8 protein-coding genes are annotated in these 12,567 nt (G+C 58.4%); 1 reads left to right on the forward strand and 7 read right to left on the reverse strand.

The window, feature by feature from the left end; translation table 11 throughout:
• Positions 1-18: 18 nt before the first annotated feature.
• Both relA and rlmD read right to left on the reverse strand, forming a co-directional pair.
• The gene (gene relA / locus ACMGGQ_RS16445; protein WP_008499628.1) at positions 19-2,250 is read right to left on the reverse strand and encodes a GTP diphosphokinase; all 2,232 of its coding nucleotides are present in this window, start codon (positions 2,248-2,250) and stop codon (positions 19-21) included.
• A gap of 51 nt (positions 2,251-2,301) precedes the next feature.
• Complete coding sequence (gene rlmD / locus ACMGGQ_RS16450; RefSeq protein ID WP_048029198.1) at positions 2,302-3,600, reverse strand: 23S rRNA (uracil(1939)-C(5))-methyltransferase RlmD; 1,299 nt, start codon at positions 3,598-3,600, stop codon at positions 2,302-2,304.
• 57 nt (positions 3,601-3,657) lie between these two features.
• Between rlmD and barA the strand changes: the two genes are divergently transcribed.
• Positions 3,658-6,417, forward strand: a complete 2,760-nt coding sequence (gene barA, locus ACMGGQ_RS16455; protein ID WP_048029196.1) for a two-component sensor histidine kinase BarA — start codon at positions 3,658-3,660, stop codon at positions 6,415-6,417.
• 89 nt (positions 6,418-6,506) lie between these two features.
• On the opposite strand, the gene ACMGGQ_RS16460 is transcribed toward barA, so the two are convergent.
• The 5 genes from ACMGGQ_RS16460 to ACMGGQ_RS16480 all read right to left on the reverse strand — a co-directional run bounded on the left by ACMGGQ_RS16460 (position 6,507) and on the right by ACMGGQ_RS16480 (position 12,551).
• Positions 6,507-7,646, reverse strand: a complete 1,140-nt coding sequence (locus ACMGGQ_RS16460; RefSeq protein ID WP_325818947.1) for a glycerate kinase — start codon at positions 7,644-7,646, stop codon at positions 6,507-6,509.
• Positions 7,647-7,723: 77 nt separating this feature from the next.
• A complete protein-coding gene (gene gudD / locus ACMGGQ_RS16465) occupies positions 7,724-9,064 on the reverse strand; it encodes a glucarate dehydratase (protein ID WP_045908470.1) in 1,341 nt (446 codons plus the stop codon).
• A gap of 12 nt (positions 9,065-9,076) precedes the next feature.
• Positions 9,077-10,417 carry an enolase C-terminal domain-like protein gene (locus ACMGGQ_RS16470; RefSeq protein ID WP_063622376.1) on the reverse strand — a complete coding sequence of 447 codons (1,341 nt, stop codon included), beginning with the start codon at positions 10,415-10,417 and terminating at the stop codon, positions 9,077-9,079.
• Positions 10,417-11,772 carry an MFS transporter gene (locus ACMGGQ_RS16475; RefSeq protein WP_420290292.1) on the reverse strand — a complete coding sequence of 452 codons (1,356 nt, stop codon included), beginning with the start codon at positions 11,770-11,772 and terminating at the stop codon, positions 10,417-10,419. Before ACMGGQ_RS16475 ends, ACMGGQ_RS16470 begins: the two co-directional genes overlap by 1 nt.
• Before the next feature lie 329 nt (positions 11,773-12,101).
• Positions 12,102-12,551, reverse strand: coding sequence for a flavodoxin (locus ACMGGQ_RS16480; RefSeq protein WP_229226456.1), 450 nt, complete (start codon positions 12,549-12,551; stop codon positions 12,102-12,104).
• Positions 12,552-12,567: the final 16 nt, after the last annotated feature.

Raw genomic sequence — 12,567 nt, forward strand, 5'->3', positions numbered from 1 at the left:
GCCTACGGAAGAGGATGTTTAGCCGCCGTGCAGACGACGCGCGTCAATCACATCCGGCACCTGGTTCAGCTTGCCAAGCACGCGGCCCAGCACCTGCAGGTTGTAGATTTCGATGGTCATATCGATGGTGGCAAGCTGCTCGCGGGTATCGCTGCGGCTGGCGACGCCCAGCACGTTGACCTTCTCGTTGGCGAGAATGGTCGTAATGTCGCGCAGCAGGCCGCTGCGGTCGTTGGCGGTAACGCGCACCACCAGCGAATAGCCAGCAGAATAGCTTTCCCCCCAGACCGCTTCCACGATGCGCTCCGGCGCATGGGACTGAAGCTCGGCAAGCTGGTCGCAGTCGGAACGGTGAATCGAAATTCCGCGCCCCTGGGTGATAAAGCCGACGATATCATCCCCTGGGATTGGCTGGCAGCAGCGAGCAATGTGGTGCATCAGGTTACCGACACCTTCGACCACCACACGGCCGTTGTCCTTGCTGCGCTGCTGCGGCGCGTAGGTTTTCTGCTGCAACTGCTTCAGCGCCGCCGCGTCCTGCTCTTCCGCGCTTGGCTTATTGAACTGCGCCTGCAGGAAGTTCACCATCTGATTCAGACGAATATCACCGCCGCCAATGGCCGCTAACAGCTCATCAAGCTCGTTGAAGTTGTAGCGCGGCAGCAGGAATTTCTCCGCCTCTTTCAGGCTGATTCCAATATGCTCCAGCTCGTCGTCGAGGATCTGACGACCGGCAAGGATATTCTTGTCACGATCCTGTTTACGGAACCAGGCGTGAATTTTCGAGCGTCCGCGGCTGGTGGTGACATACCCCAGGTTCGGGTTAAGCCAGTCCCGGCTCGGGTTCGGCTGCTTCTGGGTAATGATTTCAATCTGGTCACCCATCTGCAGCTGATAGGTGAACGGTACGATACGCCCGCCAATTTTCGCCCCGATGCAGCGGTGCCCCACATCGCTATGGATGTGGTAGGCAAAATCGAGCGGCGTAGAGCCGGCCGGCAGGTCAACAACGTCCCCTTTCGGCGTAAAGACATACACCCGATCGTCAAAGACCTGGCTGCGCACTTCGTCGAGCATCTCGCCGGAATCGGCCATCTCTTCCTGCCACGCAATCAGCTTACGCAGCCAGGCAATGCGGTCTTCGTGGCCTGAACGCGCCCCGCCGGACGTGCCTTCTTTGTATTTCCAGTGCGCGGCAACGCCCAGTTCGGCATCTTCATGCATCTGTTTGGTGCGGATCTGAATCTCGACCGTTTTACCGCCCGGGCCAAGCACCACGGTATGAATAGACTGATAGCCGTTCGGTTTGGGGTTGGCGACATAGTCATCGAACTCATCCGGCAGATGACGGAAGTGAGTGTGTACTATCCCCAGCGCGGCGTAGCAGTCCTGCAGACGCTCCGCCACGATACGCACGGCGCGCACGTCAAACAGCTCGTCAAAGGCGAGGTGTTTCTTCTGCATTTTGCGCCAGATGCTGTAGATGTGTTTTGGTCGACCGTAGACTTCGGCGCGCACGTTCTCTTCTTTCATCGCCTGACGCAGGCCGCCGACAAACTCCTCAATATAGTGCTCTCGGTCGATACGGCGCTCGTGCAGGAGTTTGGCAATCCGTTTATATTCCGCCGGGTGCAGATAGCGGAAGCAGTAATCTTCCAGCTCCCATTTCAGCTGACCAATCCCTAAGCGGTTCGCCAGCGGCGCATAGATGTTTGTACACTCTTTGGCGGCCAGCACGCGCTCGTCTTCCGGCGCATCCTTCACCTCTCGCAGGTGGGCAATACGCTCGGCCAGCTTGATGACCACGCAGCGGAAATCATCCACCATGGCCAGCAGCATCCGGCGAACGTTATCGACCTGCTCTGAGGAGACGGAATCGGTGTGCGCGGCTTTAAGCTGGCGGATAGCCGCCATATCGCGTACGCCGTGGATCAGCGCGACGACGGATTTCCCGACGCTGTCGCGCAGCACGTCTTCGCTGACCACGTCCGCATCCGCGAGGGGGAACAGCAGGGCGGCCTGCAGCGTTTCGATGTCCATGTTCAGCATGGACAGGATTTCAACCATCTCCACGCCGCGCCACAGGAGAAGATCGGCGTCGGGATGCCCCTGCGTGGTGCGCAGACAATAGGCCCAGGTTTCGGTTAAGCGTTCACACGACTGCTGGCTGGAAATTCCCAGACTTGCGATCCATTTTTGTGGGTCAAACTCCCCAGCTTTATTGAGATGTGCACTTCTTACCGCAACCATTGTCCTCTCCTTTAGGGACCAGGGCCTGTCGAAGTCGACAAGCCAAACAAATTAGATGTGCTCGAACAACACCATCGATTCCAGATGCCCAGTGTGCGGGAACATGTCCAGCATTGCCAGACGCTGAATCTGGTAACCCGCGCTGAGTAATGCCTCGCTGTCCCGGGCAAGGGTTGCCGGGTTACAGGAAACATAGACCACACGCTTCGGCGCGAGTTTAATAATATGTGCCATCACGCCCGGGGCACCGGCACGTGCCGGGTCGAGCAAAATTTTATCGAAGCCCTGCTTTGCCCACGGCTGTTGGGTGACATCTTCCTCAAGATTTTGATGAAAGAATGTCACATTTTGCAAGCCGTTCTGCCGCGCGTTCTCCTGCCCTTTCGCCACCAGCGCCTCAACGCCTTCCACGCCGACGACGCTGGCCGCTTCTCGCGCCAGCGGCAGCGTGAAGTTGCCCATTCCGCAGAACAGATCGAGCACCCGGTCGCTTTTCTGAACATCCAGCCACGCCAGCGCTTTCGCCACCATCTGCTGGTTAACGCCATCATTCACCTGAATGAAATCCCGCGGGCTGAACGTTAAGCGTAGCCCGTTTGACGCATACCAGGGCGCCTCACCGGTAACCTGTTCAAGTATCTCGCTTTGTGGTGCAAGGAAAAGCGCCAGGTCGTGGGAATGCGAAAAGCGTTCCAGTTTTTCGCGATCTTTTTTCGACAACGGCGCGGTATGGCGCAGCACCATCAGCGGGCCATTGTTTGCCATGACCAGTTCGACATGCCCAAGATGGCGAACGCCGTCCAGCCCGGAGAGGCAGATGCGCACCTCCGGAAGCAATGCCTCAAGATGGGGCACCAAAATGGGGCACTGCTTCACATCAACGATGTCGCTGGAGCCGGCCTTGCGAAACCCCATCTCCAGCCGCTCCGTTTTTGGCTGATAGCTGAGGCTCAGGCGTGCGCGACGACGATAGCCCCAGGGCGCATCGGCAAGAATTTCGTTAACGTCATGTTTAAGCAGACGCGCCAGCGCGCGGCTTTTGCTTTTTTGCTGTAATTCTGTGCTTGCGTGCTGTTGCTGGCAGCCGCCGCACACGCCAAAATGAGGACAGCGGGGCGCCACTCGCTCCGGGCTGTCGTTGAGTCGACGCTTAACCTGCCCGCGCGCAAACTGGCGTTTATCTTCCGTCAGCGTAATTTCTGCTCGTTCTGCTGGCAGTAAACCTGTTATAAACAGAGCCTTACCATTGTGGCGTGCCACTCCCTGACCAAACGGATCAAGGTCCGTGGCCTCAACAGTGATGATTTGACGCGTCGTCACGCGTCGCTTTGCAGAGTAGAATTGCGCCATCGCAGAGATTTTTCTCACATAAACATAATTATCTTAATTGTCCCATAACGGAACGCCATGACCAACTACAGCCTGCGCGCGCGCATGATGATTTTGATCCTCGCCCCCACCGTTCTCATCGGTTTGCTGCTGAGTATCTTCTTTGTGGTGCACCGCTATAACGATTTGCAGCGACAGCTGGAGGATGCAGGCGCCAGCATTATCGAACCGCTTGCCGTCTCCAGCGAGTACGGCATGAACCTGCAAAACCGCGAATCCATTGGGCAGTTAATCAGCGTACTCCACCGCCGCCACTCGGACATCGTACGCGCCATTTCCGTTTACGACGAACATAACCGCCTGTTTGTCACCTCGAACTTTCATCTCGATCCGGCAGCCCTGAAGATCCCGGACGGTACGCCGTTCCCGCGTCACCTCACCGTACTGCGGCGCGGCGATATCATGATCCTGCGCACGCCGATCGTGTCGGAGAGTTATTCCCCCGATGAGTCTGCGCAATCCGACGCCAAATCCAGCAATAATATGCTGGGATATGTGGCGCTGGAGCTGGATCTCAAGTCGGTCCGGCTACAGCAGTACAAAGAGATTTTCATTTCCGGCGTGATGATGCTGTTCTGCATCGGCATTGCGCTGATCTTCGGCTGGCGCCTGATGCGCGACGTGACGGGTCCCATCCGCAACATGGTTAACACGGTTGACCGCATCCGCCGGGGACAGCTCGACAGCCGTGTGGAAGGGTTTATGCTGGGCGAGCTGGATATGCTGAAAAACGGCATCAACTCGATGGCGATGTCGCTGGCGGCCTATCACGAAGAGATGCAGCACAACGTTGACCAGGCGACGTCCGACCTGCGCGAAACGCTGGAGCAGATGGAGATCCAGAACGTTGAGCTGGATCTGGCGAAAAAGCGCGCTCAGGAAGCGGCGCGTATCAAATCGGAATTCCTTGCCAATATGTCGCACGAGCTGCGCACGCCGCTCAATGGCGTGATCGGCTTTACCCGTCTGACCCTGAAAAGCGAGCTGAATCCTACTCAGCGCGATCACCTGCACACCATTGAACGCTCGGCCAACAACCTGCTGGCGATCATCAACGACGTGCTGGACTTCTCCAAGCTGGAAGCGGGCAAGCTGATCCTCGAGAGTATTCCCTTCCCGCTGCGCAGCACGCTCGATGAGGTAGTGACGCTGCTCGCGCACTCGTCGCACGACAAAGGCCTTGAGCTGACGCTTAACATTAAAAACGACGTGCCGGATAACGTCATTGGCGATCCGCTGCGCCTGCAGCAGGTCATTACCAACCTTGTCGGGAACGCCATTAAATTCACCGAAAGCGGTAATATCGACGTCCTGGTAGAGAAACGCTCGATCAGCAGCAATAAGGTCCAGATTGAAGTTCAGATCCGCGATACCGGCATCGGCATTCCGGAGCGCGACCAGTCGCGTCTGTTCCAGGCGTTCCGTCAGGCGGATGCCAGCATCTCCCGCCGTCATGGCGGCACCGGTCTGGGGCTGGTGATCACCCAGCGTCTGGTGAACGAGATGGGCGGCGATATCTCTTTCCACAGCCAGCCAAATCGCGGTTCAACCTTCTGGTTCCACATTAATCTGGACCTAAATCCGAACGTGCTGACCGATGGCCCGGTAACGGACTGCCTGAAAGGCAAGCGTCTGGCCTACGTTGAACCTAACGCTGCAGCGGCGCAGTGTGCGCTCGACATCTTAAGCACCACGCCGCTGGAGGTGGTCTACAGCCCAACCTTCTCCGCTCTGGCCGTTGAGCATTATGACATCCTGCTGATGGGGATCCCGGTCACCTTCACCGGCGAGCTGACCATGCAGCAGGAGCGGCTGGCGAAAGCCGCGTCGATGACCGACTACCTGCTGCTGGCGCTGCCTTGCCACGCGCAACTGAATGCAGAAGAGTTGAAAAATGACGGGGCCGCCGCCTGCTTGCTTAAACCGCTCACTGCGACCCGCCTGCTGCCCGCGCTCACGGAATATTGCCGTCTTAGCCAGCATGCCCTTCCGCTGATTAACGATGAGCAAAAATTGCCGATGAGCGTGATGGCGGTGGATGATAATCCGGCCAACCTGAAGCTCATTGGCGCATTGCTTGAAGACCAGGTTCAGCATGTTGAGCTGTGCACCAGCGGCGCGCAGGCGGTTGAACAGGCTAAGCAGATGCAGTTCGATTTAATCCTGATGGATATTCAGATGCCGGGCATGGACGGCATTCGGGCCTGCGAGCTGATCCACCAGCTGCCGCATCAGCAGCAAACGCCGGTTATTGCTGTCACCGCGCACGCGATGGCGGGCCAGAAGGAGAAGCTGCTGAGCGCCGGGATGAATGACTATCTGGCAAAGCCCATCGATGAAGAGAAACTTCATAGCCTGCTGTTGCGCTACAAGCCGGGTCATATTGGCGGAACGTACACGGTTTCCAGCGAGCAGGCTGAGATAAGCGTTAATCAGAACGCCACCTTTGACTGGCAGCTTGCGCTGCGCCAGGCGGCAGGTAAACCCGATCTCGCCCGCGACATGCTGCAAATGCTGGTCGCGTTTCTGCCGGAAATTCGCAATAAGGTGGAAGAGCAGTTGGTGGGTGAAAACCCGGAAGATCTGCTGGACGCAATCCACAAGCTGCACGGCAGCTGCGGGTACAGCGGCGTACCGCGGCTGAAAAACCTCTGTCAGTTGCTGGAGCAGCAGCTGCGTGCGGGCACGCCGGAATCGGAGCTTGAACCGGAGTTCCTGGAACTGCTGGATGAAATGGATAACGTGACGCGCGAAGCGATGAAGGTGTTGGGGAGCTGAGGTAAAAGCCCGGTGGCGCTCCGCTTACCGGGCCTACAGGTGCACTAACGTAGGCCGGGTAAGGCGAAGCCGCCACCCGGCAATCACAGCTAAAATGCCTGCCCCACTTTCAGCACCGCCGCGATATTTCTTGCGGCCATCCTGACGTTCTCACCGGCATTTTCCAGCGCGTCTTCCAGCGAGCAGATGGTGTAGATCACGCTAAACACCGCATCAATGCCGTGATCGTGTACTACGCCGACGTCCGACGTCAGGCTGCCCGCAATGCCGATAACGGGTTTGTTAAAGCGTTTCGCCACTTTCGCCACGCCCACCGGGACTTTGCCGTGGATCGTCTGGCTGTCAATGCGGCCTTCTCCCGTGATCACCAGATCCGCATCGGCCACCTGGTCGGCCAGGTGTAGCGCATCGGTCACAATCTCAATGCCCTGGCGCAGCTGCGCGCCGCAAAAGGCGTAGAGCGCCGCGCCCATGCCCCCCGCCGCGCCGCCGCCAGCAAGGTTTAGCACATCAATATCCAGGTCCCGGGCAATCACGCTCGCATAGTGCGCAAGCGCGTTGTCCAGGGTGACGATCATCTCGGGTGTGGCCCCCTTCTGCGGGCCAAATACGGCTGACGCGCCGTCCTTCCCGGTAAGCGGATTGGTTACATCGCAGGCCACCTCAATCCGGCATTCCGCCAGACGTCTGTCCAGCCCGCTCAGGTCGATACGCGCGAGTTTTCCCAGCTCGCCCCCGCCCAGCCCAAGAGGCTGTTCATTGTCGTCCAGCAGCTTCGCACCCAGCGCCTGCACCATGCCTGCGCCGCCGTCATTGGTGGCGCTGCCGCCAATGCCAATAATGATATGCTTAACGCCCGCATCCAGCGCGTGACGAATCAGTTCGCCCGTGCCCCAGGAGGTGGTTTTCAGCGGATTACGCTGCGAAGGTGCAACCAACTCCAGGCCGCTTGCCGCCGCCATTTCAATAAAGGCGCTCTGCTTATCTCCGGACAAGCCATAGAACCCCTCCACGCGCTCGCCCAGCGGGCCGGTCACCGGAACATGCACAATGCTTCCCTGCGTTGCTGCGATCATCGCCTCAACCGTCCCTTCGCCACCGTCCGCGACCGGCAGTTTCACATAAACCGCCTCGGGAAAGATCTCGCGAAAACCACGTTCTATCGCTGTCGCAACCTCAAGCGCACTCAAACTTTCCTTATACGAGTCCGGTGCGATAACAATTTTCATAAGCCATCCTTACGCATAGTCGTTACGTTAAGCATACACCACGTAAAAGACCGCTCATGGGAGCGGTCCCAATGCGTTTATCGTACCATGCACGGACGTTTATTGTCGAATGTCCAGTCCGGGATCAAATACTGCATCGCCATCGCATCGTCGCGCGCGCCCAGACCGTGTTTCTGATACAGCTCATGGGCCTTCATGACCTGATCCATATCCAGCTCAACCCCCAACCCCGGCGTGGAAGGCACCTGCACCATGCCACCTTTAATCTCAAACGGCTGCTTAGTCAGACGCTGATTACCTTCCTGCCAGATCCAGTGGGTGTCGATAGCGGTGATGGTGCCCGGCGCGGCGGCGGCGACGTGCGTGAACATCGCCAGAGAGATATCGAAGTGGTTGTTGGAGTGCGAACCCCAGGTCAGGCCAAACTCATGGCACATCTGCGCCACGCGCACCGAGCCCTGCATCGTCCAGAAGTGCGGGTCAGCCAGCGGAATGTCGACTGACTGGAGGGATAAGGTATGCCCCATCTGACGCCAGTCGGTAGCAATCATATTGGTCGCGGTTGGCAGCCCTGTAGCGCGACGGAATTCCGCCATCACTTCACGTCCAGAGAAGCCTTGTTCAGCGCCGCACGGATCTTCCGCATACGCCAGCACGCCTTTCAGCTGCTTGCCGATCGCGATCGCTTCATCAAGCGACCAGGCGCCGTTCGGATCCAGCGTCACGCGCGCCTGCGGGAAGCGTTTTGCCAGCGCGGTGATGGCTTCCGCCTCTTCTTCCCCGGCCAGCACGCCGCCCTTCAGTTTAAAATCGTTGAAGCCATATTTCTCGTAAGCGGCTTCCGCCAGGCGCACCACCGCATCGGGGGTCATTGCCTCGTCGTGGCGAAGCCGGTACCAGTCGCATTGTTCTTCGGGCTGACTCTGATACGGCAGTGGCGTCAGCTTGCGGTCGCCGACAAAGAACAGATAGCCCAGCATTTCCACTTCGCTGCGCTGCTGCCCCTCGCCCAGCAGCGACGCAACGTTAACGCCCAGATGCTGGCCCAGAAGATCCAGCATCGCGGCTTCAATTCCGGTCACCACGTGGATAGTGGTGCGCAGATCGAAGGTCTGCAGGCCCCGGCCCCCGGCATCGCGATCGGCAAAGGTATTGCGCACGGTGTTGAGGACATTTTTGTATTCGCCCAGCGTTTTGCCCACCACCAGCGGAATGGCCTCTTCCAGGGTTTTGCGGATCTTCTCCCCGCCCGGAATTTCGCCCACGCCGGTATGGCCAGCATTGTCTTTGATAATGACAATGTTACGGGTAAAGAACGGCGCGTGCGCGCCGCTCAGATTCATCAGCATGCTGTCATGGCCCGCAACCGGAACGATCTGCATGGCGGTGACGACAGGGGTAGAAAAAGTACTCATCATTCAATCCTTTTATCAGTGACGTCCGAAAACAGGGCGCTTACGGTCAAATGTCCAGCCGGGAATAAGGTACTGCATCGGGCCCGCGTCGTTACGCGCGCCGCCCGGCAATTTTTTATACGCCTCATGGGCTTTCTGGATCCGATCCCAGTCCAGCTCCACGCCCAGGCCCGGCGCATCCGGTACGGCAATTTTGCCCTCTGTGATTTCCAGCGGATTTTTCGTCAGGCGGGCTTCCCCTTCCTGCCAAATCCAGTGGGTGTCGATGGCGGTCGGGTTACCCGGCGCTGCGGCGCCAACGTGGGTAAACATCGCCAGCGAAATATCAAAGTGATTGTTCGAGTGACAGCCCCAGGTGAGCCCCCAGTCATCGCACAGCTGGGCCACGCGCACTGCGCCGGAGAGCGTCCAGAAGTGCGGGTCCGCCAGCGGTATGTCGACGGCGTTCAGCATCACTGCGTGACCCATTTCGCGCCAGTTCGTGGCGATCATATTGGTCGCCACCGGCAGCCCGGTGGCGCGTCGGAACTCGGCCATCACTTCACGGCCCGAGAAGCCCTGCTCCGCGCCGCAGGGGTCTTCCGCATAGGTCAGAACATCCCCCAGCCCTTTGCACAGGCTAATGGCTTCATCCAGCAGCCATGCGCCGTTCGGATCGACGGTGATCCGTGCATCCGGGAAGCGCCTTTTCAGCGCCCGGGCCGTTTCAATCTCCTGCTCGCCGGGCAGTACGCCGCCCTTCAGCTTGAAATCCTTGAAGCCGTAGCGATCCTGCGCCGCCTCGGCCAGCCGCACCACCGCGTCGCTGGAGAGCGCCTCCTGGTGGCGTAACTGATACCAGTCGTGGTCGCCCGCGGTTCGGGCCAGATAGGGGAGATCGGTTTTATTGCGATCGCCAACGTAGAACAGATAGCCCAGCACGGTGACCGCATCGCGCTGTTTGCCGGGCCCCAGCAGTTCGCAGACCGGGACATTGAGCGCCTTCCCCAGTAAATCAAGCAGGGCCGCTTCCAGGGCGGCAACCGCGTTGACGCGCAGTTCAAACGTCCAGGCACCTTTTCCGAACGTCTCAAAGTCTGCCGACTGATTGCCCTTATGCACCCGCTGAACCACCTTGTTCAGGCGGGCAATCTCCTGCCCCACGACCTGCGGAATGGCATCGACCAGCGTCTGGTAAATCACCTCTCCGCCTGGCGCCTCGCCCACGCCGGTATTTCCTGCGCTGTCTTTCAGCACGACGATATTACGGGTAAACCAGGCGTTATGCGCACCGCCAATATTGAGCAGCATGCTGTCCTGCCCGGCCACCGGGATGACCTTCATCTCCGTGACGGTTGGGCTCGATTGCGTTGTCATCAGCCACGCTCCGCAACAGGTTTAAGTTCGACGCGTTTGATATCCCCCACCAGCACCAGGTAACTCAGGACCGCCACCAGCGCGTGCACACCCACGTAGATTAGCGCACCGTTGAACGATCCGGTGGTGCCGACGATGTAGCCGATAGCGATGGGCGTAACAATCCCGGAGATGTTACCGAACATGTTGAACAGACCACCGCTCAGGCCGCTGATCTCTTTCGGGGCCGTATCCGCCATCACCGCCCAGCCCAGCGCGCCAATGCCTTTGCCGAAGAAGGCCATCGCCATAAAGCCGATAATCATCCACTCGGCATTGACGTAGTTACAGAACACCATGGTCATGGAAAGCAGCATGCCGAGCACGATAGGCGTTTTACGCGCGATGTTCAGGGAACCAGTGCGGCGCATCAGCCAGTCGGAAATGACCCCGCCGAGCACGCCTCCCACGAAGCCGCAGATGGCCGGAACCGAGGCGACAAACCCCGCTTTCAGAATCGACATGCCGCGTGCCTGCACCAGGTAAACCGGGAACCAGGTGATGAAAAAGTAGGTCAAGGCGTTGATACAGTACTGGCCCAGATAGATCCCGATCATCATACGCGAACCGACGAGCTGCCTGATCTGCGCCCATTTCTGGATGAACGGGACTTTCGCCGTCGAGGATTTCTGATCCATGTTGATCAGCGCGCCGCCTTCTGCGATGTACTCCAGCTCTTTTTTGTTTACGCCAGGATGCTGGTTGGGTTCGTGGATCACTTTCAGCCAGATAAAGCTGATGACGATCCCGAGTCCGCCCATAAAGAAGAACACGTGCGACCAGCCCACCTCATGGGTCAGCCAGCCCATAATGGGCGCAAAGATCACCGTCGCGAAGTACTGCGCGGAGTTGAAAATCGCCACCGCCGTTCCCCTCTCCTGCGCCGGGAACCAGGCCGCCACAATGCGGCTGTTGCCCGGGAAGGAAGGCGCTTCCGCTAACCCCACCAGGAAGCGCAGCGTGAAGAGCGCCACGATAATGTCGAAGCCGCTGAAGATATCGACGAAGCCCTGCAGCAGGGTAAAGGCAGACCAGATGAAGATGGACCAGAAATAGACCCGTTTAGAGCCAAAGCGGTCCAGCAGCCAGCCGCCAGGAATTTGCCCGATGACGTAGGCCCACGAGAAGGCGGAGAAAACGTAACCCATGCCCACGGGATCGAGGCCGATATCTTTTGCCATTTCCGAGCCGGCAATCGACAGCGTGGCGCGGTCACCATAGTTAAAGGACGTGACGATAAACAGCATCACCACTATCCAGTAGCGGGCATTGGTGCGCTTTTCAGCGCTGCTCGCTGCGTGGCTTAATGAACTCATTGTTGCACTCCTGAAACATAGCTTTCGCCTGGTTCATTCTGTACAGCACCGGTAGGGTAAGCAGAATGAGATTGATTTTGTCGTTTTGGTACGGCCTGAAGCCGTTTTATCGTGACCGGAAAAGTATATGAAGGAGTGCCTCTTCACCTCACCGTGCAAAAACACAGTATTAAAGGGTGTGAGGGAGGTTGTTTAGGGCATAAGCCCAGAGGAGTGGAAGGTGGTTCACGGAAATCGCGTTGGGGGGGGTAATGCCGGGTGGCGGCTACGCCTGACCCGGCCTGGAAAACCCGTAGGCCCGCGCAAGCGAAGCGCCGCCGGGCAGCGTGTTATTTGAGAAGTGAGGCCCAGTTCTCCACCCACGGGTTTGATTCGCTTTCTGGCTCCGGGTGCTCACCCGCATCAATCAGCAGCATCTCGCCCACGCGCTGGGCGCTCTGCTCCTGCAGGAGCGCATCGAACTGCTTGCCGCCGCCGCAGAAGTTAGCGTAAGAGCTGTCGCCGAGGGCGATGATGCCGTAGTGAACATCTGGCTGATAGCCAAGCTGGTCTTTAATGCCCTGGAACAGCGGCACGATGCTGTCCGGCAGATCGCCCTGCCCGGTGGTGGAGGTCACCACCAGAATGTATTTATCTTTATACTTTTCCCAGTCCGCCAGATCTGGATCTTCATAGACCGTGGCTTTATGACCCTGGCTTGCCAGAATCGCCTCAGCCTCTTCCGCGACCAGCAGCGAGTTGCCGTACATTGTGCCGACAAAAATGCCTACTTCAGCCATGCTATTTTCCCATAGT

This window comes from Enterobacter sp. BNK-13, assembly GCF_048685015.1.
In the GTDB taxonomy this organism is placed as follows: Bacteria; Pseudomonadota; Gammaproteobacteria; order Enterobacterales; family Enterobacteriaceae; genus Enterobacter; species Enterobacter quasiroggenkampii.

Coding starts and splice junctions, on each gene's coding strand:
- rlmD (WP_048029198.1), bottom strand. CDS start 3,600: ATGGCGCAATTCTACTCTGCAAAGCGACGCGTGACGACGCGTCAAATC.
- gudD (WP_045908470.1), bottom strand. CDS start 9,064: ATGATGAGTACTTTTTCTACCCCTGTCGTCACCGCCATGCAGATCGTT.
- ACMGGQ_RS16480 (WP_229226456.1), bottom strand. CDS start 12,551: ATGGCTGAAGTAGGCATTTTTGTCGGCACAATGTACGGCAACTCGCTG.
- ACMGGQ_RS16470 (WP_063622376.1), bottom strand. CDS start 10,417: ATGACAACGCAATCGAGCCCAACCGTCACGGAGATGAAGGTCATCCCG.
- ACMGGQ_RS16460 (WP_325818947.1), bottom strand. CDS start 7,646: ATGAAAATTGTTATCGCACCGGACTCGTATAAGGAAAGTTTGAGTGCG.
- barA (WP_048029196.1), top strand. CDS start 3,658: ATGACCAACTACAGCCTGCGCGCGCGCATGATGATTTTGATCCTCGCC.
- relA (WP_008499628.1), bottom strand. CDS start 2,250: ATGGTTGCGGTAAGAAGTGCACATCTCAATAAAGCTGGGGAGTTTGAC.
- ACMGGQ_RS16475 (WP_420290292.1), bottom strand. CDS start 11,772: ATGAGTTCATTAAGCCACGCAGCGAGCAGCGCTGAAAAGCGCACCAAT.